Source organism: Halonotius sp. GCM10025705, from assembly GCF_042662885.1.
Classification (GTDB): Archaea; Halobacteriota; Halobacteria; order Halobacteriales; family Haloferacaceae; genus Halonotius; species Halonotius aquaticus.
In genome coordinates this window covers 353897-377288 of the sequence record NZ_JBHSZD010000001.1, presented here as the reverse complement: position 1 = coordinate 377288, position 23392 = coordinate 353897, and the positions used below count along the sequence as shown (strand labels likewise).

The 23392-nt window shown below is 62.9% G+C and carries 20 protein-coding genes, 3 tRNA genes and 2 pseudogenes; 16 read left to right on the top strand and 9 right to left on the bottom strand.

What is annotated here, in order from left to right; translation table 11 throughout:
- Positions 1–34: 34 nt before the first annotated feature.
- On the top strand, positions 35–1792 hold the full coding sequence (gene argS / locus ACFQJB_RS02130; RefSeq protein WP_379723400.1) for an arginine--tRNA ligase: 1758 nt from the start codon (positions 35–37) through the stop codon (positions 1790–1792).
- A 167-nt stretch (positions 1793–1959) separates the two neighbouring features.
- On the opposite strand, the gene minD is transcribed toward argS, so the two are convergent.
- Positions 1960–3633 carry a cell division ATPase MinD gene (gene minD / locus ACFQJB_RS02125; protein ID WP_379723397.1) on the bottom strand — a complete coding sequence of 558 codons (1674 nt, stop codon included), beginning with the start codon at positions 3631–3633 and terminating at the stop codon, positions 1960–1962.
- A 181-nt stretch (positions 3634–3814) separates the two neighbouring features.
- A tRNA-Arg gene (locus ACFQJB_RS02120) sits at positions 3815–3886 on the bottom strand.
- A gap of 204 nt (positions 3887–4090) precedes the next feature.
- Here ACFQJB_RS02120 and ACFQJB_RS02115 point away from each other — a divergent pair.
- From ACFQJB_RS02115 to ACFQJB_RS02105, 3 genes and pseudogenes are all read left to right on the top strand, one after another.
- A complete protein-coding gene (locus ACFQJB_RS02115) occupies positions 4091–5614 on the top strand; it encodes a single-stranded DNA binding protein (protein WP_379723393.1) in 1524 nt (507 codons plus the stop codon).
- Between the two features lie 116 nt (positions 5615–5730).
- Positions 5731–6162, top strand: a complete 432-nt coding sequence (locus ACFQJB_RS02110; RefSeq protein WP_120102628.1) for a histone — start codon at positions 5731–5733, stop codon at positions 6160–6162.
- A pseudogene (locus ACFQJB_RS02105) lies at positions 6162–7168 on the top strand (histone deacetylase family protein). The gene ACFQJB_RS02110 and the pseudogene ACFQJB_RS02105 overlap by 1 nt, the downstream one beginning before the upstream one ends.
- A 40-nt stretch (positions 7169–7208) precedes the next feature.
- Here the strand turns inward: ACFQJB_RS02105 and cca are convergent.
- Positions 7209–8563, bottom strand: a pseudogene (gene cca, locus ACFQJB_RS02100) (CCA tRNA nucleotidyltransferase).
- Positions 8564–8662: 99 nt separating this feature from the next.
- Between cca and ACFQJB_RS02095 the strand changes: the two are divergent.
- Together ACFQJB_RS02095 and ACFQJB_RS02090 are read left to right on the top strand one after the other, a co-directional pair.
- A tRNA-Asn gene (locus tag ACFQJB_RS02095) sits at positions 8663–8735 on the top strand.
- Between the two features lie 425 nt (positions 8736–9160).
- A tRNA-Ile gene (locus tag ACFQJB_RS02090) sits at positions 9161–9235 on the top strand.
- A 606-nt stretch (positions 9236–9841) separates the two neighbouring features.
- On the opposite strand, the gene ACFQJB_RS02085 is transcribed toward ACFQJB_RS02090, so the two are convergent.
- Entirely contained in the window at positions 9842–10804 is a 963-nt protein-coding gene (locus ACFQJB_RS02085; protein WP_379723391.1) for a hypothetical protein, read from the bottom strand.
- Between the two features lie 584 nt (positions 10805–11388).
- Between ACFQJB_RS02085 and ACFQJB_RS02080 the strand changes: the two genes are divergently transcribed.
- Positions 11389–11955, top strand: coding sequence for a nitrous oxide reductase accessory protein NosL (locus ACFQJB_RS02080; protein WP_379723389.1), 567 nt, complete (start codon positions 11389–11391; stop codon positions 11953–11955).
- Positions 11956–11976: 21 nt separating this feature from the next.
- Here the strand turns inward: ACFQJB_RS02080 and prf1 are convergent, their stop codons facing one another.
- On the bottom strand, positions 11977–13224 hold the full coding sequence (gene prf1, locus ACFQJB_RS02075) for a peptide chain release factor aRF-1 (protein ID WP_379723386.1): 1248 nt from the start codon (positions 13222–13224) through the stop codon (positions 11977–11979).
- Between the two features lie 64 nt (positions 13225–13288).
- Positions 13289–13843 carry a response regulator gene (locus ACFQJB_RS02070; protein ID WP_165853265.1) on the bottom strand — a complete coding sequence of 185 codons (555 nt, stop codon included), beginning with the start codon at positions 13841–13843 and terminating at the stop codon, positions 13289–13291.
- 94 nt (positions 13844–13937) lie between these two features.
- Between ACFQJB_RS02070 and ACFQJB_RS02065 the strand changes: the two genes are divergently transcribed.
- From ACFQJB_RS02065 to ACFQJB_RS02055, 3 genes are all read left to right on the top strand, one after another.
- A complete protein-coding gene (locus ACFQJB_RS02065; protein ID WP_379723383.1) occupies positions 13938–14549 on the top strand; it encodes a DUF309 domain-containing protein in 612 nt (203 codons plus the stop codon).
- Positions 14550–14788: 239 nt separating this feature from the next.
- Positions 14789–15082, top strand: a complete 294-nt coding sequence (locus ACFQJB_RS02060; RefSeq protein WP_120102635.1) for a hypothetical protein — start codon at positions 14789–14791, stop codon at positions 15080–15082.
- Positions 15083–15119: 37 nt separating this feature from the next.
- Positions 15120–15986, top strand: coding sequence for a DUF4382 domain-containing protein (locus ACFQJB_RS02055; RefSeq protein ID WP_379723380.1), 867 nt, complete (start codon positions 15120–15122; stop codon positions 15984–15986).
- Between the two features lie 38 nt (positions 15987–16024).
- Here the strand turns inward: ACFQJB_RS02055 and ACFQJB_RS02050 are convergent, their stop codons facing one another.
- On the bottom strand, positions 16025–16585 hold the full coding sequence (locus tag ACFQJB_RS02050; RefSeq protein WP_379723377.1) for a hypothetical protein: 561 nt from the start codon (positions 16583–16585) through the stop codon (positions 16025–16027).
- 172 nt (positions 16586–16757) lie between these two features.
- Between ACFQJB_RS02050 and ACFQJB_RS02045 the strand changes: the two genes are divergently transcribed.
- The 6 genes from ACFQJB_RS02045 to ACFQJB_RS02020 all read left to right on the top strand — a co-directional run bounded on the left by ACFQJB_RS02045 (position 16758) and on the right by ACFQJB_RS02020 (position 20965).
- Positions 16758–17729: a phosphoadenosine phosphosulfate reductase family protein gene (locus ACFQJB_RS02045; RefSeq protein ID WP_379723374.1), complete on the top strand. Its 972-nt coding sequence runs from the start codon at positions 16758–16760 to the stop codon at positions 17727–17729.
- Between the two features lie 91 nt (positions 17730–17820).
- Entirely contained in the window at positions 17821–19263 is a 1443-nt protein-coding gene (locus tag ACFQJB_RS02040; protein WP_379723371.1) for an aldehyde dehydrogenase family protein, read from the top strand.
- 42 nt (positions 19264–19305) lie between these two features.
- On the top strand, positions 19306–20019 hold the full coding sequence (locus ACFQJB_RS02035; protein WP_379723368.1) for a diphthine--ammonia ligase: 714 nt from the start codon (positions 19306–19308) through the stop codon (positions 20017–20019).
- A 60-nt stretch (positions 20020–20079) separates the two neighbouring features.
- Positions 20080–20355, top strand: coding sequence for a ribbon-helix-helix protein, CopG family (locus tag ACFQJB_RS02030; RefSeq protein WP_379723365.1), 276 nt, complete (start codon positions 20080–20082; stop codon positions 20353–20355).
- Positions 20348–20611, top strand: coding sequence for a type II toxin-antitoxin system RelE family toxin (locus ACFQJB_RS02025; RefSeq protein WP_379723362.1), 264 nt, complete (start codon positions 20348–20350; stop codon positions 20609–20611). The genes ACFQJB_RS02030 and ACFQJB_RS02025 overlap by 8 nt, the downstream gene beginning before the upstream one ends.
- 60 nt (positions 20612–20671) lie before the next feature.
- The gene (locus ACFQJB_RS02020; protein ID WP_379723358.1) at positions 20672–20965 is read left to right on the top strand and encodes a transcriptional regulator; all 294 of its coding nucleotides are present in this window, start codon (positions 20672–20674) and stop codon (positions 20963–20965) included.
- Positions 20966–20998: 33 nt separating this feature from the next.
- Here the strand turns inward: ACFQJB_RS02020 and ACFQJB_RS02015 are convergent, their stop codons facing one another.
- Positions 20999–21691 carry a type 1 glutamine amidotransferase domain-containing protein gene (locus tag ACFQJB_RS02015; protein ID WP_379723355.1) on the bottom strand — a complete coding sequence of 231 codons (693 nt, stop codon included), beginning with the start codon at positions 21689–21691 and terminating at the stop codon, positions 20999–21001.
- A 127-nt stretch (positions 21692–21818) separates the two neighbouring features.
- Positions 21819–23369 (bottom strand): HEAT repeat domain-containing protein, encoded by a 1551-nt coding sequence (locus ACFQJB_RS02010; RefSeq protein WP_379723352.1) that lies wholly within the window; start codon positions 23367–23369, stop codon positions 21819–21821.
- Positions 23370–23392: the final 23 nt, after the last annotated feature.

Genomic DNA, 23392 nt, shown 5'->3' with positions numbered 1-23392 from the left:
AAGGCCCTTTAGCACCGACCGGAAACCCGACGGCATGTTCAGAGCCTTTCGCGCGGAGGTCGCCGACGCCCTGACGGCGGGCTTGGAGTCGCTTGCGTTGCCGACCGGCGACCTCGGGATCGAGGAGCCGCCCGAAGACCTTGACGCGACGCTGGCCTCAAGTGTCGCCTTCCGACTGGCCGGCGAGTTGGAGACCGCCCCGCCGCAGGCCGCCGCCGAACTGGCCGCCGCCATCGACTCGGCTGACTACGAATACATCGGTGCGGTGACCACGAAAGGCCCATACATCAACTTTCGGACGACCGACCGATACCGACAGGAAACGGTCGAGGCCGCTCAAGCCGACGACTACGGCCACCTCCCAGAACGGGACGAATCAGTCGTCGTCGAACACACGAGCGCGAACCCGACCGGCCCGGTACACGTCGGCCGCGCCCGGAACCCGATCCTCGGTGACGCCGTCGCCAACACCCTCGAGATGGCTGGCTACGACGTGGAACGGCACTACTATGTCAACGATGCCGGCCGCCAGATGGCCGTCTTCACGTGGGCTTACGAGAAGTTCGACGAGAGCGATCTCGACAGCGAGCCAGCCCGTGATCGCGCGGAGTATGATCTCGTGCGGTACTACCGCAAAGGAAACTCGTTCCTCGAAGCCGCCGACGAGGCGACAGCCGAGGCCGCCGAGGATGAGATCGCCGCGATCATGCAGGGACTGGAAGCCGGCGATGAGGACACCTACGAGCGCGTCGGCGAGGTCGTCGACACCGTCCTCGGTGGGATGAAAGACTGTCTCGCCCGCCTCCCCGCCGAGTTCGACGAGTTCGTCAAGGAGACGCGATTCATGCGGGATGGCTCGACCGACGATGTCGCCGCCCGGCTCAAAGACAGCGAGTACGCCGTCTACGACGAGGAGGCCTGGCAGCTCGAATTGGACGCGTTTGACATCGACAAAAACCTCGTCTTCCTGCGTTCCGACGAGACGAGCCTCTATACAACACGCGACCTCGCCCACCACGAGTGGAAGTTCGACAACTTTGATCGGGCGGTGACCGTCCTCGGCGAGGATCACAAGCTCCAGGCCCGCCAACTGCAGGCGACACTCGACATTCTCGGCAACGATCCCGACCGGCTTGAGGACGTGATCTATTCGTACGTCAATCTCCCGGAGGGGAAGATGAGTACCCGTCGCGGCACCGGCGTCATGCTCGATGATCTGTTGGACGAGGCCATCGACCGCGCCCGCGAGGAGGTCGAAGACCGCCTCGGTGACCGCATCCGCGACGACGACCTCGACGAGGATGATATCGAACGCATCGCCCACCAGGTCGGGATCGGCGCAGTGCGCTACGATATCGTCTCGAAACAGCCGACAAAGGGGATCACGTTCAAATGGGATGAGGCACTCGACTTCGAGGCCCAGTCGGCTCCCTACGTCCAGTACGTCCACGCCCGCTGCTGTGGGATTCTCGACGAAGCCGACGGCGAGCCAACCGCCGAGGATATCGACAGCTCGGCGTTGTCGACGCCGGAGGAAGCCGCGTTGATCGATGCGATCGCCCGGTTTCCGGCGGTCATCGAGGACGCGGCCGACGAATGCAAACCCCACCGCGTGGCGACCTACACCCGCGAGGTTGCCGACGCGTTCAACGCCTTCTATCGGTCGTGTCCAGTGTTGTCAGCCGACACAGCAGCGACCCGTCGCTCGCGGCTCGCGCTTGTCGCCGCCGCACAGCACGCTGTCGCCAACGCGTTGGCCGTCCTCGGCGTCGAGGCCCCCGACTCGATGTAGCAGGCGACCGGCAGCAGGAAGAAGATGCTCCCGCCGACAAAGTTGATCGCGCCGATGGCACCGCCAAGCGACAGTAAGAGGAAGAACACGATCCACCACAGCGGAACACTCCCATCGTTGTCTGCCATACGCCGGTGTGGCCACGCCGTGAGTAAGAACGTATCGCTCTAGCCGAAAAACAGCCGCCGGAAGAACCCCTTTGTCTCATCGTCATCGTCGTCCGATTGTTCATCGGCGGCTGGCTCATCGGTGCCACCGCCGAGTTCGGTCGTCATCGTCGAGGGCTCGTCGGGGGTCGGCGACGATCCACCTTCGGCGTCGGGGATCAGCGGCTCATCGCTCTCGTTATCGTCGCTATCGGCTGGCTCGTCGGACACCGCAGCCGTCGGCTCACTGCCGGCCGACTCGGCCGGTTCGTCGTCGACATCGTCGCCGGCATCCTCGTCGCGGAACGGGATGGCCTCCTCTGCCGGGGCGGCTGCATCACCCGTTTCGGGATCAGGCGTCGGCTCGGCGTCGTCAGCGAAGTCGGCGTCGTCGTCAGCCGACGGATCGGGCGTGATCCCCTCGGCTACGTCGGCAACCGGCGAGGACGCGTCGGGCTCGCCCTCAGTGATCGTCTCGGTTGTCGGCTCCGGTGTCACCCCATCGTCAGGATCGGAATCAGCAGCTTCCGGCTCTGTATCATCAGCTTCGTCGTCCGTGTCAGCCGCGTCGACCGATGGCTGGTCAGTCTCGGGTTCGTCGGCATCTTCTGGGGCTGTCGTCGGCTCGTCGTCAGCATCCGACATGGCCGCCGCCTCGTCGGCCAACTGCTCGTCAACATCGATCCCGGTGCCGGTGGCCGCTTCCGCCCACTTCGATTCAGCTTCGGGCACCTGTCGCTCGTCGCTATCGGCGTCGGTGTCGGCTTGATCGGCTGCTGACGCAGCCGGTTCTGGGTCGGTGTCGACTTCGGCAGTTGCGTCAGTTGATGTGTCAGCGGTCGCTGCTGCGTCGGCTGGCTCAGTGTCGGCTGCATCAGTGTCGGCTGGCTCAGCGTCGGCTGCGTCAGTATTGACTGTCTCGGCGTCGACCGCGTCGGCGTCCGCTGGCGAATCAGGAGCTGTCGTCGCGGGCTCGGATTCGGGCGGGGCCTCAGGTTCGATGCCGGTGAGTTCGGCGACGAGTTCGCGGTAGGCCGCGGCGGCGGGGCTGTTGGGGGCGTACGTCGACAGCGGTTCGCCGACCGCCAAGGAATCGCGGACGGCCTCGTCTTCCGGAATCGACGCCAGCACCGTCGCCGCGAGGGTTCCGGTCGCCAGCTCAGAAACCGGCGTCGATGCGTCGGTGCGGGTGATGACCGCGCCGGCGACGGTGCCGCCGAGCTGTTCGGTGAGCTGGCGGGTCTTTTCGGTGTCGCGGAGCGCGTCGCGCTCGGGCGTCGACACCAACAGGACTTCATCGGCAAGCGACAGCGGAAGGCTCGTCTCATGACTGACACCCGCGCCGACATCGATGAGGACATAATCGGCCTGTGAGTGGGTGCGGAGCACCGAGGGAAGATTTTCGGGCTCAGCCGAGGCGTACGAGGAGAGGGCGGTGTCGCCGGGGACGACGTAGACGCCGCCAGGGCCTTCGTAGGTCGCTTCAGAGGTCTTGGCGGTGCCACTGAGGACATCGTGGAGCGTTGTCGGTGGAGACTCGATCCCGAGGGCTGCTCCGAGATTTGCCATGCCGATGTCGCCGTCGATCACTACGACATCAGCTCCGGTCTCGGCGAGGATCGCTCCAAGGTTCGCCGTTGTCGTCGTCTTGCCAACGCCCCCTTTCGCGCTGGCGACCGCGAAGACCCGTGCCATACAGTCGTTGTACCACGACGCGACTATAAAAGGTGTCCCTCAGTGCAACGTGGTGCACAGCACAATCGGCTGTTCAGTTCGAAAACGTCCTGACGGAGTCCTGCGCGAGTGAAACGAGCGCAGGGCACGTCAGGGCGTGAACGATGCTGTTGCTGAGCGAAGCGAAGCAACAAAGAGTGAACGTCCTGACGGAGATTTGAACTCCGGTCCTGGCTCCGCAAGCCAAGAGGATAGTCCACTACCCTATCAGGACTCACCTCTTCGTACCCGTGGTTTACTTAAGACGGTTACGGTACGGCGGCCACCCACCTGAGGTTTTTATCCGATACCGACACAGCCCCGCTATGCGCACCCAAAACACGGCGACGAGCGGCCGATCAAGGCCAGCGTCGATCGCCCACGAACCGAGCCAAGGACAACGCTTAACCGGGAACTACCCCTGCCACTGTGTATACCTATGGGTGTCATAGCGGACGAATACGAGGCCCTCGACACCGACGTGTCGCTTGAGGAGTTCCGGGAAGCCGTCGAGGACAAGGTCGAACAGATGGGTGGGCTGGCCGACGAGGAGACAGCCGCGAAACTGATCGCCCACGAGCTGAAAGACGAGGAGGTCAACGGCATCGCCGATATCGAACCCGGCATGGACGAGGTGAAATTCCTCGGCAAGGTCGTCTCGATCGGCGAGCTCCGAACGTTCGAACGCGACGAGGAAGACGCAGAGGATGGCCGCGTCGTCAACCTCGAAGTCGCCGACGAGACAGGCCGGATCCGGATCTCGATGTGGGACAAGCTGGCGGTCTCAGCAGTTGGCGACCCAGAAGCCGACACACACGGCGAGATCGAGGTCGGCGACGTGTTGCGGATCGCCGGCCGGCCGAAAGAGGGGTACAACGGCGTTGAGGTCAGCGTCAACAAGGCCGAACCCGACGATGACGCCGAACTCGACGTGGAAACCCAGGAGATGTATCGCGTCGAAGATCTCTCGATGGGAGTGTCCGATGTCAACCTCAAGGGAACTATTCTCGATGTGGGCACAGTTCGAACCTTCGACCGCGATGACGGCTCCGAGGGGCAAGTATCAAATCTGTCGGTTGGCGACCCCACAGGCCGGGTTCGCGTGACGCTGTGGGACGAGCAGGCACCCCTTGTCTCTGAGTTCACCGACGGCCAATCGGTCGAAATCGTCGACGGCTACGTCAAAGAACGGGACGGCAGCCTCGAACTCCATGTCGGCTCCCGCGGCGCGGTCGAGACGATCGATGAGGAGATCGAATACGTTCCTGAGACGACCGACATCGAGAGCGTCGAGATCGGCCAGACGGTCGACATCGCCGGCGGCGTCATCGAAGCTGACTCGAAACGCACCTTCGACCGCGACGATGGCTCTGAGGGCCAGGTTCGCAACATCCGCCTCCGCGATGAGACTGACGACATGCGGGTCGCGCTGTGGGGCGAGAAGGCCGACAAAGACATCGAGTTGGCCGACCACGTGCTTGTGACCGACGCAGAGATCCAGGAGGGCTGGCAGGACGACCTCGAAGCCTCCGCCGGCTGGCAGTCAACGGTGACCGTTCTTGACAGCGAGGCCGACGCCGGCGACACGGCCGAGACAACAGGCTCGGCTACCGACTCAAGCGCAAGTGCTGAAACCGGACTTTCGGCGTTCGAGGACGCCGACAGCGACGAGACGAGCGAGGACTCAACGGCTGCCGATGATGCCACTGCTGAGGCCGCGGCGGCGACAGCAGGAACCGACACAACGACTGGCGGCGAAGCCAGCGGGGCCGCAGCGACCACGCAGGTCACCGAGACCGTCGAGTTCACCGGCACCGTCGTCCAAGCCGGCAGTCCGATCATCCTCGACAACGGCACCGAAACCCGACAGATCGAGGCCGACACCGACCTCCGACTCGGCGAAGAGGTGACCGTCCGCGGCACCGAAACCGACGGCACGATCGACGCCGATGACGTCTTCTAAAATCGGTCGGCAGCGGGCGCAGACTGTCATCAACGGGGTGAAGCCGACAACCGCGATCGTCGGCAACAGCGAGGACAACGGAAAGCATTATACGACCCACAACCGGGTATGTGGGTATGAGTGTCGAGTTGCCGTTCGCCCCGGTTGATGCGATTATTCGGCGCAACGCTGGCTCACTCCGGGTGAGCGCCGACGCCGCCGAGGCGTTGGCCACACGTGTCCAACAACACGGGGCAACCCTGGCGGTGGGAGCCGCCGAGGCGGCAACCGCCGACGGCCGGAAAACGCTGATGGCGACCGATTTCGGCGTCGAAACGGTCGTCGATCGTGAGAGCCTCGAACTCCCGATCGCCCCCGTCGATCGGATCGCCAGACTGGAGATCGACGACAGCTACCGGGTGTCGATGGACGCCCGGATCGCCCTGGCGGATATTCTTGAGGATTACGCCGACAACGTCGCCGCCGCCGCTGTCACCCTCGCCCACCACGCCGACCGACGCACCGTACAGGCCGACGACATCGAGACCTACTTTTCGCTCTTCGAATAATGCAGTTCGGCTACAGCGAGGTGTGTCTGGAGCACGATACGGGCGAACGACACCCCGAGACGGCTGATCGACTCCGGGCGATCCGGCGAGCCCTCCAGCACAAACACCACGTCAACTATCAGGATGGCCCAGCAGCAACCCGCGAGCAGATACAGGCTGTCCACCGCGGCACCTACCTCAACGAACTCAAGCGATTCTGCGAGGACGACGGCGGTAGTTGGGACCGCGACACCGTCGCCTCCGAGGGCACCTGGGATGCCGCCCGCAAAAGTGCCGGCCTCGCGCTGTGGGCCGCCCGGCAGGCCCTCGATGGGGCCGACGGCCGCCAGACCCCGTTTTCGCTCGGGCGACCGCCGGGCCATCACGCGGTCAGCCACAAGGCGATGGGGTTCTGTTTCTTCAACAACGCCGCCGTCGCCGCCCAGACGCTGCTCGATGAGGGCGAGGTTGATCGGGTCGCCATCTTCGATTGGGATGTCCACCATGGCAACGGCACACAGGATATCTTCTATGACCGCGAGGACGTGTTCTATGGCTCGATCCACGAGGAAGGGATCTACCCGGGTTCCGGCGATGTTGACGAAACCGGCACCGGCGACGGCGAGCAGGCAACCCTGAACGCGCCACTGCCGGCGGGGGCTGGCGATGCCGATTTCCTCCACGTCGTCGATGCGGCCCTTGGGCCCGCACTCGCCGACTTCGATCCGGATCTCGTCATCGTCAGCGCAGGCTTTGACGCCCACGAACACGATCCGATCTCCCGGCATCGTGTGTCGACCGAGGGGTACGCGCTGTTGACCGATCGGTTGCGGTCGATCGCCGACGCCAGCGACGCCGCCCTCGCGTTCGTCTTAGAGGGTGGCTACGGGCAGATACGCTCTCGGAAGGGGTTGCGATGGTACACGAAACCTTCGACGGCCGGGAGCCGATCGCCTGCGAGGACGACCCGGAGACAGCAACGGTCGAGATCACCGACGATATTCGGAACCGGCTCGACATCGAATAGCGTTGCTGTCGGGCGGTATTCGTATCGATAGCTGTCGTTGTTAGGGTGTTGGCTGGAAATACGCTCCTAACTCGGTGCCGAACGCATCGGCTAGCGTCGCCACCGCCTCATCCCACAGGAGTTCGTAGCCGTCCGCAAGCGCCGTCTCGATCTGTGCGCCGAGGGCGACCTCGAAGATGGCGTCGCTGTCGAGGTATGCGCGGGCGTCAGTCACCGCGCGTGGGCGTTCGACCACGTAGCGATCGCCGTCGAGAAACGGCCCATACACCGTGTCGTCATCGACATAGCTCTCGAAGAAGCCCACAGCGTGATCGCGGACGGCCACCGGCGGCCCTCGTGGCGTTCGATCGCCGGTCGCGTCGTGTCGGCGAGTTCGACAAGCAGGACACTCCGATCGGCATCGGCGATGGTCGTCGATCGGACGACGCCGAAGTCCTGGCGTTCGAGGCCGTCAACAATCCCAGCCAGTGATTTGCGGAGTTGGGGATACAGTTGATCTTCGACGATAGCCGGTGTCTCAAAGACGATGGCGGCGGCGGTCGTCTCGCGGTTGGCGAGATGCGTCCGGACGCTCTCGCGGTCGAGCGGCGATGGTTCTGAAGGGGTGAATATTGCGTCGCGAGGGTCGGCAAGCAGGTCGCGGGCATAATGCTGGAGCCGAGCGAGATTCGTCGCCGAGAGCACGGCCGCGACGTTGCGCTCGGGATCGGTTGGATCGATAACGGTGAGCGGGTCGTCGAAGGATTCGGTGCCGTGTTCCTCGGGGTCGAGCGTGAGCGGTGGCTGCCAGTCGGCGGCCGCCCGGAGCAGAGCGTCGATACCGTCGTATTCGAGAACGAGCAGTTCGGCCAGATAGCCCGAAAAGCCCTCTGTGCGGAGGTCACTGCCGTAGGCACCGATCCCTTTCAGGAAGCATTTGAACAGGCGAACATCGCGGGCGAGGTCGTCGTCGAGGTGGGATTCGATATACTGGGTGTGAAACGGGGTACGATCGACCGCCGATCGGATCTCGGTCGCGCGCTCGACAGCATAGCAGGGGACGAGATCGACAGCGAATCCCTCGTGGGTGCCGGTGACGTAGGGGTGTTCGGCGTACTCCTCGTGGCCCTCGGGGAGTACCTCGTGGCCGATGGCGAGCCCGAGGCGTTCTAACGCGGCGCGGTCGTAGTCGGTTGGAAATCGAACGAACAGGTCGATATCGCGGTCGCCAGCGAGCCAGGTACCGCGGGCCGTCGAGCCGACCTGGAGTACGTCGCCGTCGATGTCGCGGTCGGCGAGGGCGGCCTCGGCGCGGTCTGTCAGCGTCGCTGCCGCGTCGGCCAGCCGCTCTCGTTCGTCGCGTTCAGGGGTGACGCGGTCGGCGACAGTATCGAGGACGCTGTCGAGGCTCGGCATACGCGCCGTTTCAGTACCAGCCGTCGAAAGGATGTCGCTTCCGTCGGGGGAAAAACGAAAGCCCTATTAAAACGATCCGACTATCCTGTGACGCGTCGGGCCGTCGTAGCTCAGATGGTAGAGCACCTCGCTGTTAACGAGGTGGTCCCAGGTTCGAGCCCTGGCGACGGCGTGTTTTCTCGAACAACCACGCGAGGAGCGTCGGCTCCGAGCATCACTGTGAGAGAAATACGTTCAGGAAGGGGTCGAGCAGCCGAGTCGCAGCGCGCGAACGGAGTGAGCGCGACCGTCTCGGTGAGTTCGAGCCCTGGCGACGGCGTCGTTCTCCTGCGACAACTCACGAGGAGCCTGGCTCCGAGTAGCAACTGTCGCAGGTGTGGTCGCTCAGAAAGGGCTCGTGCAGACAAGTCGCAGCACCCGAGCGAAGCGAGGGTGATCGTCTTGGCGGGTTCGAGCCCTGGCGACGGCGTCGTTCTCCTGCGACAACTCACGAGAAGCTTGGCTCTGAATATTCACTCTTATGGCGAGTTCGAGCATCACCGCTTGTGTTCGAAAACTCGATACTCTCATATGGGGGCAGTCGATATCATTCGGGTAGGGCCCTTAGCTTAGTCTGGTAAGAGCGCCGAGCTCATAACTCGGTGGTCATTGGTTCAAATCCGATAGGGCCCATTTCTCAGACGACAACAACGGATGATAAAGAGCCGCCGGCAGCCATCCTGCTACGGCGGGACGACGCCCGACCGCAGAGTGGCATCAGGGGCACCGACGGATGGTGTCTCGGTTCTCAGTGCTGAACATCGCAAGCCTGTGTCCGTAGGCCACTTTCACAGGCTGTATCCGACATAAACGGGATGATAGCATTAAACCTATGTCTCAAATTATCAGCGTTGAAAACACCCACGGCGAATAAAGGCTAGAGAGGCGACTATGCAATCCCCCGCAACCCCCGTAGAAACTCCCCCGACGAAACGAAAGTCAGGGGTCGCCATCTGGCATCGGGATCAGGCGTTCCATGTTCAACACTGATAACCGAGACACCAGATAGGCACTAACAACTTGATTCTCATGTGTATTAAATTCAACGGTCACCACAACGGGAAACCGGCAGGCGAGGGCGACATAGTGTCCCCGGACACACGACAAGCAGATTTCTCACGGCCAGCAGGCGAGCAGAAATCAACTCGGGAGCCAGCCCACAGCGCGAGCGTTCGACCTGTCGGGTTGTGATGGTCACGTAACCCCGAATGGTGGCCACGATTCGGCGCGCGGTGGCCGTTATTGATCGGTCGCAAGCGTGTGGCCACAGGCACACTTCCCGATACAGTAGGTTGTCTCCGCTGTCGACGCCGCAATCCCGAGGCGTGCGAGGGCGACCGCCATCGTCGACGCCGAGTCGGTTGCGGGCCGAACTGTCGCGGCGGTCGCACCATAGGGGCTCGGGCCGACATCGATCCGCTCACCGATTTCGCCCGCCGCGTGGTCGATGACCGCGACCTCGTCGTTTGTTTGTACCGGGACGTAGAGGCTCGTCTTCGATGGATTCCAAGTGCCGACAAACGCCGAGCCGCCAAGATCGAGGCGGTCGGTGACGGTGCCCGCCGCGAGGTCGATGACGCTCACGTCGTTGCTCCCGGGGGTGAACACGTAGCCCGTCTCGCTGTCAGGGCCGATCTCGCTGGTGAGCGCGCCGCTCCCGAGGCCGTCATCGGTCGTCAGCCGTCCCCGCTCGCTCGGGTTGGCGGGATCGCTCACGTCCCAGATACTCTCGGTGCCGTTGTCGCCCTCGTTGTGTTCGACCAGCATCGTCTCGCCGTCAGGGGCGATCGTCGCCATCCACGGCGCGGCCGCGTCGGCGACGACCGGCTCAACATCGATCTGTGTCTCGATTTCGAAGGGATCGATGCTGAGGACGGTCAGCGTGTCGCCGAAGAGATCCGGCACGTAGGCGTACTCGCCGTCTGGGTGGATCGTCACGTCACACGGGCCGGGGCCGTCGGTGTCGCCGCGGCTGCCCTCGTCAGTTCGATCGAGTTCGCCCGTCACCTCGCCGAAGGTTTCGGCGTCGCGGTCGGCGTCGATCCGGTAGTTCGTGTGGCTGGGCTCCCGCGCGCTGACGACGACGTGGCTGCCATCGGGCGTTTGCTCCTGCCAGTTCGCCCCGGAACCGGTGTCGACGCGAGCGACTTCCTCCAGCGTCCCAGCGGTGAGTGCGCGCACCCCTGTTCGATGTTGAGCCACAGCGCGTCCTCGGACTCGTCGGTCAGATCAGGGGTGTACTGGTTCGACGGAAACGACGAGGAAAGCCCGACCGCTCGGGAGCCGACGACCTCGTTGCTCGCGGGATCAATCAGGCTCACCGTCCCGTCGCCGGTGTTGAACACGAAGATGGTCGGCTTCTCTGTCGACGCTGCGTCCTCGTCGTCGCCGGCCTCGCTGCCGCCATCGCCGGTACAGCCCGCGGCAGCGACCGCGCTCGCGGTGGCTCCGCTGGCCAACAGATGCCGGCGGGACAGCCCCTCGCGGCCGTCGCCGTCGGTGCCGCGGTTCGGATAGAGTCGATCGGGTGGCGACTGTGTCACAGTCACAGTCTCACACTGGAGTGCCGAAGTGGTACCGGTGGTGGCAGCATCCGCGACGATCGACCTAATCGCAACGGTCGTCGCGCCGTGGGTGGCCGTCGTCGGGCTTGTTTCGAATAGTACACCAGAGAAATTAACGGCATATCGGTCAAACGGCTGTCTATGGCACGATCCGATCTCACGGATAGACGGACAGTGCTTCGAACAGCCACAACCGGCGCGATCCTCGGAGTTGCAGGGTGTATGGGACAAACTGACCCCGAAGCCGACGGCAACACGACCGACGGCGAGGCGGCTGACGACGAGACAGCCACACAGCCGGCAGCGATCCCGGCGGATGCAAACTGCGAGGTCTGTAACATGGTCGCCGCCGACTATCCGGCGTGGAACGCACAACTCACCCACGATACCGGCGACGACGCGTATTTCTGCTCGTCGGGCTGTCTGGCAGCCTACGTCGCCGAGCCATCGCGGTTTGGTGGGCCAAAGGCTTCGATCGACACGGCGTGGGTGACCGAATACGAGACGGAATCGTTCCTTCAGGCGAGCGAGGCGTTCTTTGTGCGGGTGGCGAATCCCGACCACGTTGATGACGTGATGATGAAGAATCCGACGCCGTTTGCGACTCGTGAGGACGCTGTCGCGTTTACGGAGTCGTTTGATGCCTACGGCGAAGATGACATCCTCCGATTCAGCGACTTCGACATGGAGCTGGCGACGTTCTACCGTGGCAAATTCTTCGAGGACGACGAGTCGATGAACAGCTCTGAAGGAAACGAGAGTGCTGAGAATACAACCAGCACAGCGTAGTTATCAACCAGTACAGCGTAGTTATACGCCAGTCGAGTACCGCAGGATGCCAGCGATCCCACCGAAGGCGTTGTAGAGCTGTTCACCCTTCTCGAAGTCACTGGAGATGAATTTGACCTCAGTGCCGCGCTGTTGGGCGATTTCGATAAGGTGATCGATGGCGTCTTCGCGCTCAACGACGTCTGCCGTCGCGCCGTCGTCGCACTCGTGTGCTGGTGTCTCATGCCGGCGATCAACGAGTTCGTACTCCTCGGTGCCGCCACAGTCGTAGACGACGACATCCTGCCGCAGATCCTCGGAGATGAGCAGCCGATCGACTGAGCCCATCACGAGGTTTCGGCGGGTCGGCTCGAAGCCGTAGGTCGCCTCGTCGCCGTCGTGGAGGTTCTCGAAGAACTCCTCCATCTGTTTTTTATCCTTGACGACCTCTTGGTCGGCCAGCACGTCGCTGGCGGCGTCAACGAGGTCGTGGAGGCCGGACTCGTCGGTGTAGGCAACATCGAATTTGCCTAAGACCATATCCTGGAGTTCGTGGTGCAGATAGTCGCCGTCGACGAACTCGTCTTTCGTCGGCGAGGGGCCACCGATGAGGATGCCGTCGAGTTCGTGGCGTTTCGGCACCATCATCTCGTCGGCCATCTCAGCGATCTCCTGATAGAAGTTATCGATCGCTTCCAGCCGCAGGCGGGCGAATCGCTGGGCGGACTGCCCACCCTTTCGCTGCTTGCCGGGCACCAGCGAGGAGGCGGATTTGACCGGCTCGACGCGTTTGCCCTTCAGCCAGCCGACGTTGGCCTCCCGGCGGTCGAGGACAATCAGACCGAAGAGGCCCTTGTCGAGCAGCATGTTTTCCAGCGGCTCGGTCAGGAAATCAGAATCGCAGTGATACCGGAACGACTGGATCGGTTCTGACGGCGACTCCAGTACACGAGTGACCATCTCGGTTTGGCCGCCGCCGGAATCGACCGCCCCAGAAAAGATGACAATCCCGTTTTCTGGTGGGTAGGTGTCGTAGTACCGCAGACGGTCTTTAATCGAGGTAAGCGCGTCTTGGACGTTCGTCCGCGTCTGTTTGGACTTGATATTCGAGGCCTCGGAGTGTTCCTGGATGACGTGTTCGACGACCGAAGAGATCTGCTTGTCGTCGGGGATGTAGATCGTGACGAGCTGGGTGCCGGAGCCTTCGAACTCCTGGAGTTCTTCGATAACCTTCTTAAACTCGTATTTCTGCCGGTCGTCACCGGCTTGCTCGTCGGCGTCCGTGCTCATTGTGGCTACATCGCCCGGCGGCGGGTAAGTATGCTTTGGCTCCGTGTTTTACGCCGCCCGAGGATTACGCAAGGAGGTTAGTGACGCTGCTGTCGTCGAGTTTCTCGATCGTCTCGTCGAACTCGGCTTCCAACTCCGCCATGCGGTCTTCAAGCTCCGCAAACTCCTCGTTGCCCTCAAGCTCAGAGCGGGAGTACGCCTCCCGCAGGACATCGTAGGTCTCGGCGGCCGCGTTGTACTCGGCGACAAGCTCCTCGTATCGCTGCTTGAGAAACACCTGCTCGACGGCATCCAGCAATTCATCCTTCGAGACGGATTTCGTGAGATAGCCATCGAACGGGAGATCGATGATGTCCGTGTCGGGATCAATCGCCGACACGAGGATAACCTGAAACTCAAGCTCCCAGTCGTCGATCCGCTTGATGACGTCGTCGCCGGCCATCCCCGGCATCCGCCGATCCAACAACACCAGATCGACATCCGGGCCGAGTTTCGTCAGCGCTTCGCCGCCGCTGGTTGCGGTCTTTGTCTCGTAGTGATCATCCAGCCGGAGGGCGTACGACTCCGCAAGATCGGCCTCGTCGTCGACGATAAGGATCGTCTTCGCAGCCTCAGTCATACCTGAACACCCACGCAACACCCAAAAAATCTTGTTACTTTTCGCATCGGCGGCTGGACGGCAAGGGTTTGTATCGCCCGTCACAAACGCCTGCATGGACGACGCCCTCCGAGCCGGGATCGCCCTCTACACTGCCGGCGACTACCACGCCGCCCATGAGCCATGGGAGACGGTGTGGCTGGAGCTGCCTGCCGGCGACGACAAACAGCTTCTCCAGGGGCTGATCCAGTTCACCGCGGCCGTCTATCACGCTCGCCAGCGCAATTGGGACGGTGCGGCCGGCCTCGCCGAACGGGCCCAGTCGTATCTCACTGCGGTGCCAACCCCTTACCGTGGTATCGACGTCGACAGTGTGGTGGCGGCACTCCGAGCACTCGAAGCCGACCCCGAGCGGGTCGAACGCGGGCCGATTCCGCCACTCCACTACCGAGGCCGAGAGCTGACCGCGGCCGACCTCGAAATCAAGGGGATCACGACTGCCGCCAGCGTCGTTGCCACGGAGTACGAGGGCTACGACACGGAAGTCGTCGAGACCGCTATCGACTACGCCCGCGAGGAGGCCACCGAATCAGAGGCGCAGTTTATTCGGCTCCTGACCTCGTTTGTCGACGACCGCGACCACCGCGGCATTGTCTACAACCGGCTTCGACAGAACGTTGAGCGACGGCAGGCAAAGCGAGACGATGTTGCCGGGCTATTTGACTGATCGGTCGCAAGCAAGATAGCAATCATAGAGACTCTTGATCGGCCTCCGGAAGTCGATGCGGGCCGGCCCAGTTTTTGCGGTGTCAGTGTCGACACAGCGAGCAGCCGGTCAGATGCGCAGTTCGATCGGCGAAACAGCGCGAAAATCGGCGAAAATGGGGGCAAGAGCGCGCAGCTAACGGCAATTCGCGTCGACTGTCGACCCGGGTTAAGTGGGAATCCGGCCATGGGCAACACGCAATGAACCGAACAACACTCCTCGCAGTCGGCGCGGGGCTGCTGGTGCTCGTCGCCGGACTCCCGGCGGCCGCAGCCGCCGCCCCCGCGGACGCACCGATCGACGCTCAAACGCCCGACGATCGATCTGTCGGCCCCAGCGACGGGCTGCCGGGGCCGGTGCCGGATTTCGTGAGCGACATCCATAGCACGATCACCAGCTTCCTCAACGGCGATATCGACTCACTCGGCGAGTCGCTGCGTGGGCTGCTCTCAGATCGCGGCCCGGCTGACGCCGGCAACAGCACAGACGCGTAAACAAAGACGTATCCCTCCAACAGAACCATACATAATGATGCCATCTTCACGCGAGCACCTTGATCGACGAACATATCTTAAAACAACTGGCCTTGCGACCGCCGGCATGGTTGGCCTTGCCGGCTGTACAGGCGACAGCGACAGCGGCAGCGGGAGCGACGGCGGCGGCGACGGCGACGGAACCACCTACGGGACGCTATCGACAGCCGTGACCGACCAGCCGAGCGCAATCGACGACTTCGAATCGCTCACGGTGACGATCGACGGGATCTGGATCACACCTGCCGGGGGCGACGAGGAAGACGCCGACGACGAGGCGATGAACGAAACGGACACGAACGAAACCAACACCAACGAGACAACAACAAACGAAACAGACGTTGAGGACGCCGAAGACGACGAGGAGATGGAGGAAGCGGATGCCGACGGCGAAGACGGCGGCCGGCGGTACATCGAGTTTGAGGAACCGCAGGAGGCTGACCTTGTTCAGCTACAGGGCAGCAGCACGAAACTCATCGATGAGACCGAGGTCGAAACCGGCGACTACGCGTTCCTCCAGATCAATGTCGCTGGTACCGAAGGCATCTTGACCGACGGCTCCGAGGCCGAGGTCACCACACCCGGGAACGCCCCGCTGAAGTTCAACACGAGCTTTGAGATCCGCCCCGAGGAGACGACCCGGTTTATCGCCGACTTCGCGCCGAACAAACGAGGCCGCAATGGCTACATCATCCGACCGGTCGCGACGTCGACAACGGTGCTCTACGGCGACGAAGAGTACGACGGTGGCGACGGCAACACCACCGATGATAGCGGCAACACGACCGACGAGGAAACAATGGACGGCAACCAAACAGCTGACGGCGGCAGTCAAAACGAGACGACGACGAACCAGACCGCGTAAGCGACGCTGCCAGTCCAGAACGTCCGGCTACGAAACGATTATTGCTTGTTTTCGAAGACAGCCCATCCGACGCCACCGAGCCCAGCACAAACAGCCGGATAGAGGACGCCTGCGAGAATGATCGCGGTTGTGAGATCCGGCCCACCGGTGGCTCCGCCGACAGCGATCTCAAACAGTAGTCCACCGAGCACCGTCAATACCAGATAGCCCGGCACCAACGTGAGCCCGGCGAGGCCGCCGGCTGTGGGTTCGGTGGCGGCCTGCTGCCGAGAGATGAGCGCGCCAGCGGCGACCAACAGCACCACCGGAACCAGATACAACGCTGCGGTGAATCCGTTGTCGCCACCGATGTAGCCCGTCGTCTGACTCCCGAGAATCGGGATATCGAGGACGACATCCACGAAATGGGTGTTGTAGAACACCCAGCCGACCAACTCGTGGGTCGCCGGCGCGCCATCAAGCGTTTCGATGATCCGATTGAGCGGGGAGTCTCGGAGATTCGGTGCAACGAGGAGGTATGTGATCGCGTAGCCGACGACCCACGGAAGGGTACCGACGAGGCTGCCGGTCGCAATCGAGCGGGGAGTAATCGAGGGCATCAATCGGTTGATGTGTCCCAGCGGGAAAACGAGTGGCCTCTCTGTCTCGTGATTCGTCGGCGGCGCGGTTGAGGCCAATGTGCGCCGATTGTTTCGCCCCGTTTGGCAACCACTGACACCGAAACCGGCTGTCATAAGACCTTTATTCCGGCTAATTAGATATCATTACACGATGTCAGCAGACTTCCCAGAGTACCTCGATGTCGATTACACCGACGGCGAGGGCGAAGATCCAGCCGACTATCCGCAGTTGCCCGATAAGATCGAAAAAGCCATCGACGTGACCAAAGCCGGCCTCGAACAGTACGAGAATCCGGCGGTCATGTGGACTGGCGGCAAAGACTCGACGCTGACGCTGTATTTCATCAACCAAGTCGCCGAAAAATACGGCTACGACAAGCCGACGGCGGTCTTCATCGACCACTACCAGCACTTCGATGAGATCACGGACTTCATCGAACACTGGGCCGAGGAGTGGGACATCGACCTCGTCTACGCCCGCAACGAGGACGTGGGCGCGTACGTCGACGAACACGGCCTCGAACCCGGCGACGACATCCCGGTCTCGGAGCTCTCCGAGCACAACCAACACCACGTGCGGGAGATCCTCGAATACGAGGACGAAACTTTCCCGTTCCTGCTTGACACCTACGTCGGCAACCACCTGCTGAAGACGGTCGCGCTCAACGACGCCCTCGAAACCCACGACATCGACGGCGTTATCTCCGGCGTCCGCTGGGACGAACAGGAGGCCCGCGCCGACGAGACGTTCTTCAGCCCACGACACGACCCCGACATCTACCCACCGCACGACCGCGTCCAGCCGATCCTCCAGTTCGACGAAAGCGACGTGTGGGGCGTATTCTGGAACTACGTCGTGCCGGACACCGTTGAGGCGTTCCCGGATGACGGCTACGTGCCGGAGTCGGCCGACGACCTGCCGGACGGCGTCGAGCAGGACGACGTGCCGATCTCCCCGAAATACTTCGCCGGCTTCCGGAGTCTCGGCAGCGAAGTGAGTACCGAAAAGACGACCGACGAGCCCGCGTGGCTGCAGGATCTCGACAACACGACCGAACGCGCCGGTCGCGCCCAGGACAAGGAAGACCTGATGGAGCGACTGCGCGATCTCGGCTACATGTAAGCGACGGCCGAATGGTCATCCCGAGCGCGCGGTAGCGGTTAAACTGGTCAGCAGCATAACCCTTTTTTCTCATCTCGGCAAGGCTGACTGAATGTCAGATTCTGCGTCGACACAGACGGAAAAACTCTACATTGATGGAGCGTGGCAGGAGGGAAGCGAGACGATCGTTGTCTCCGATCTCGCAACCGACGGGACAGCCGGCCAGATCGCGGCGGCCTCACAACAGCAGGCTGACGACGCGCTGGCGGCAGCCGCGGCGGCCCAACCGGCGATGGCAGACACGACCGCCGTCGAACGCGCACAGTGGCTTGAGACGATCGCCGACGCTGTCGAGGCCCGTGCCGAGGCGTTCACCGACACGATCGTCCGAGAGGCCGGCAAGCCGATCTCGTCGGCCCGCGGCGCGCCGGCGGCCGCCGCCGAACGATTCCGGTTTGCGGCCGCCGAGGCCCGCGATCTGGCGACAAACTACGGCGAGTACCGCGAGGGCGCGACCGCCGGCCACGAGGAGTGGACGGCCATCGTCAAACCCGAGCCGATGGGGACGGTGCTCTGTATCTCGCCGTACAACTATCCGCTCCAGACGACCGTCCTGCAGGTCGCTCCGGCGTTGGCGGCTGGCAATACGATCGTTCTCAAACCGTCTTCGAAGACCCCGTTGACCGCAGCGATACTGACCGATGTGATCACCTCGGCCGTCGACTTGCCTGATGGCGCGATCAACTTCGTGCCCGGCCACAGCAGTGAGATCGGCGACACACTGGCCGGTGACGACCGCGTGGACACCATCGCGATGACCGGCTCCTCGGGCGCTGGCCAGCACGTCGCCCGCGAGTCCGGCATGGTCAACCTCGTGATGGAACTCGGCGGTAACGCCCCGGCGATCGTGTTCCCGGATGCGACCCTCGCCGACGCGGCGGGCTCCTGTGCGGCCGGGTCATTCAAATTCGGCGGCCAGCGGTGTTCCGCGGTCTCTCGGGTACTGACCCACGAGTCGATCCACGACGAGATGGTCGAACAGCTTCGGCTGACAATGGATTCGTGGGTCGTCGGCGACCTCTTCGATGAGGACACCGACTTCGGGCCGCTTATCGACGTTGATCAGGCCAAAACGGTCGAAGGGCTCGTCGACGACGCAGTCGACGCCGGCGCGGAGTTGATCGCTGGTGGCGACCGCGACGGTGCGTTCTACGAGCCGACGTTGCTGGCGAACGTGCCCCATGATGCCCGAATCATCCACGAGGAGCAGTTCGGCCCTGTCGCCGCGGTCACCAGCTTCGAGGACGAAGCCGAGGCGATCGAACTCGCCAACGCCGGGAATCTCGCATTGGATGCCTCGGTGTTCACCACCGACCACGACCGGGCGATGCGGGTCGCCGAGGCCGTCGACGCCGGTGGGGTGCGAATCAACGGCGCGCCCTCCCATGGCCTCGGTGACATCCCCTTCGGCGGCAACGACGGCTCCGGAATCAACCGCGAGGGGATTCACGCCACTATCGAGCAGATGCTTCGCAAGAAGTCGATCATCCTGTAGCCGACCAAAGGGGGTATTACGCTCCCGGTTCTGCGGTGGGGTATGACAGACGACTGGGTGAGCCTCTTTTCGGGCGGCAAGGACTCCTCGTGGGCGCTCTATCAGGCCCTTGCGGCGGGCCACAACGTGACGCGACTGCTGACCGTCCACCCCTCCGAGGACTCCTATATGTATCACGTCCCCGAGACACAGCTCGCCAGTCTCGCCGCCGAAAGCATCGGCATCGACCTCATCGAAATTGATCCCGGCGATCTCGACGCCAGCGACGCGACTGACTCGGCCGTCCAAGGCGACGCCGAACTCGAACCGCTCGAAGACGCCCTGACTGCTCTCGCAGACGAGATCGACCTCGCCGGCGTCACCGCGGGTGCCATCGAAAGCGAGTTCCAGACTAACCGGATTCAGGGCATGTGTGACCGCCTCGGCATCGACCTCTTTGCGCCGCTGTGGCAGCGCGATCCAGAGGAACTCGCCGCCGAGATGTTTGATGCTGGTTTTGAGATCACAATCCTGCAGGTCGCGGCCTACGGGCTCGACGAATCATGGCTCGGGCGCACGCTCGATGCCGACGCTATCGACGAGCTGCGCGAGCTCAACGAGGAGTACGGCGTCCACCTCCTTGGCGAAGGCGGCGAGTTCGAGACCTTTGTGACCAATGGCCCACACATGGATCGGCGCATTGAGTTGGAATACGACACAGAGTGGAACGGCGACAGCGGCCGCGTCCGGATCACTGACGCGAAGCTGGTCGAGTAGCTGAGCCACGAAAAATCAGTCCAGCGAATGTTTTTATGTGATACAGCTGTATCACAGTATATGAGCACCGAGAGCGAGCAGGGCGACGACCGGATGGCGAAAATCAACGTTCGGGTTCCGGAATCGCTCCTCGATCAGATCGACGCAGCATGGGAACAACGCGGCTACGCCAGCAAATCCGAGGCGATCCGTGACGCACTCCGTGAGTGGATCAACGGGCCGGCAGCACTCTCCGAGGAGACACTGGCTGCACTTGAGACGAGCCGCGAGCAGGTCGACAACGGTGAGACAGTCTCCGCCGAGGAGGCACGCGAACGATTAGGGCTTGATGACTGAGGTCAGCTACACCGAGACAGCGATCGATCAGTTGGAAGATCTCGAAGCGCAGACCGCGGATCGGATTCTGTCGAAGGTCGACGACGCAGCCGAATGGCCGGATCATCACCTTGCATCACTGCATGGGTTTCCGTACTACAAACTCCGGATCGGCGACTATCGTGCCATCATCTCGTGGGATCGCAACGACGAAAGCCTGCGTGTCGAAGCCGTCGAGCACCGGAGCACGATCTACGACCGACATCTTCCACCGTAACGACAGCACAACCGAACCGTACTGACTGTGTTTTTGATCGTCGGCGATAGAGAGGTATACATGACCGATTCAACGCGTCGTGAACGACTCGCCGACCGCCTTGGCGAGGGGCCAGCGACCGCCAGCGAACTCGCCGACGAACTCGATACACCGGTCTCGACGATATACACCGATATCCAACACGTCGCCCGATCAACACGGTACGCCGAGGAACAGGAATTCCTCGTCGCGCCACCGGAGTGTGTGAACTGTGGGTTCAGCGGCTACGATGATCCGATCAACTATCCCTCACGCTGTCCGGAGTGTCGCAGCGAAAATATCGAGGAAGCGGTCTTCAAAATCGACGCGGAATAACGGAAACCGGTTGGTGTGCGTCAGTGCCGCCGGTTAGGCCGTCGCTTCGACGCCGAGTTCAGCAAGGAGCGTCTCGGCGGCCGCTCCAGAGGAGCCCGGGCCCCGAGCGGTGATCAGGTCGCCGTCGACAGTAACACTGGTGTCGGCATCGAGTTCGGCGTCCCAATTCGCGCCGGCAGCGATAACCTCATCTTCAACCCAGTAGGGGAGTTTCCGGCCGTCATCCATCAGGTCGTGGTCATCGACGATCCCCTCCTCCCACTCGTTGGGGAAGCCGGTCACATCGCGGCCGTCGACAAGATACTCGCCGTCATCGGTGCGGGTGAAGCCAAGCAGCCCGACAGCGTGACAGACGACGAGCGCGGTGCCCTCGTCGCCGGCGACGGCGTCGGCCAGCAGATCGCGGGCGTGGCGATCCGTATTCACGTCCCACATCGTCCCGTGGCCACCGGGGAAGACGACAGCGTCGTAGTCCGCGGCGTCGACGGTTGTGATCGAGACCGGGTTCTGGAGGCGCTCGTCGGAGCCGTCGCATTCCAGTACTTGTTCGGCGAGTTCCTCGCCGACCTCCGCGGGATCGACCGACCGCTCATCGACGACCGGCGGCTCGCCGGTCGGGGTCGCCACATCAACCTCAACGCCGGCGTCATCAAGCCGGAGCAGTGGTTCGATACATTCTTCGCCCCAATAGCCGCGCTCGCTAACGACGAACAGTGCGTTTGCCATCACACACTGTATGTGCTCAGGCGTAAAAAGCGGCGGTGCAGCGTGACTGACAGCTTTGTCGGAACGGCAGAACGCGCCGATGTGCGGATGCAGTGGACGAAACGACTGAGCTGGACAGAGTGACCGCTTAGGCGTTCGGCACCGCGGCGTCAAGTTCCTCGCGGGCTTTCTCAAGCTCGGTCTGGACGACAAACGTCGCGTCGCTGCCGTGATCAACCACGGCCTCAAGGGCGCGTTTGGTACCGATCTGCCGGAGGGCCCAGGCGGCTTGAGCGCGGACGTTCGCGTCATCGTCGGCTTTCAGCGTCTCCGACAGCGGCTTGATCGCGCGGGTGTCGCCGATGAGGCCCAGCGCGCGGGCGGCCTGCGGCCGGACGACATCGTTGTCCATCAGCAGTTTGTCGGCCAGCGGCTGGACGGCGCGGTCGTCGCCGATCTCACCGAGCGCCCGGAAGGTGACCTTCTGGAGTGGGGCGTCGCTGTCGGCATCAACGTACTCGATCAGCGTCTCGACGGCCTCGGTCGCGCCCATCTTGCCGAGAATCCGAATGGCGGGTTTGTCTCGCTTTTCGGCGCGGGCGAGCATCGTCTCGATGGCCTCGTCGGTCGCGGCGACCGGGCCCATTCGTTCGAGGGCGTCGAGACAGTGTTCCTCCATGAAGTCCGAATCGAGACTGTCGAGAGCCATGAGGATCATGTCGGTGTTGCCGCGTTTCTCGTGTTCCTTGAGCGCGGCCCACTCCATCGGGTAATCCTTGGTGTGGCCGAGCACGTCGTAGTAGCCCTCGGATTGGAGCGTCTCCCGCACCGAGAGATCGGCCCATTCCTGGGCGGCCTCAATGTCGCTGTCGAGCGCGTCAGTTGCCTCAACCAGCGCGGCGATGATTTCGTCGTCAGCATCAGCATCGAGGCCGGCTGCCTCGACTGCCGCCCCGACTGTATCGAGCGTCGTGGTCGCCGCCTCAAACGTCGCCGGTGATTCCGCCTCGACGTCAATCTGCTCGGCGACGGCGTCAACAAACGACCCGACGGCGTCAACAACTTCGCCCTCTCCTTGTTCAGTCCAGTCGCCGTCGTCGATCGCGGCTGTCGCCGCCTCGATAGCGTCAGTCACGTCGTCAGCGTAGGGGCCGCGCGCCGCTTCGAGGTCATCGCGGAGGTCAGCAAGCTGGGAGCGAGCCTCTTCGTGGGGATCGTCGGGGTCGTCCTCGTCGTCTTCGTCAGCCTCCGGCACTGGCGGGAGGTCAGCCTCGATGGCGTCAAGCGTCGCTGCTACGTCGTCGAGGTCGGCCTCCGTTTCCGCGGCCTCCAGTGCCTCAGCGGCGGCCTCACAGCGTTCGTCAAGATCCTCGGTTGTGGCCAACTCACCGGCGTCAGCGTCAGCTTCAGTATCGTCCTCGGCGTCGGCCTCGCTCTCAGACTCGTCGGAAGCCGCTTCGTCGGTTGCCCCAGCCTCAGGCTCCTCGGAATCTGTCTCATCCACAGATTCCTCGGCAGCTGCCTCATCCGTAGATTCGTCAGCCGTCTCCGCCTTGGCTTCCTCGGCATCGGCCTCCTCTTTGGGTTCCTCGGCGTCGGCCGTCTCGGCGGCATCATCGCCGGCATCGGCCGCTGCCGATTCGCCGTTAGCGTCGGTGGGCTCCTCGGCGTCGGTCGGATCGTCATCGCCGTTGCTCATATGTCACACACTGCGGGCGATAG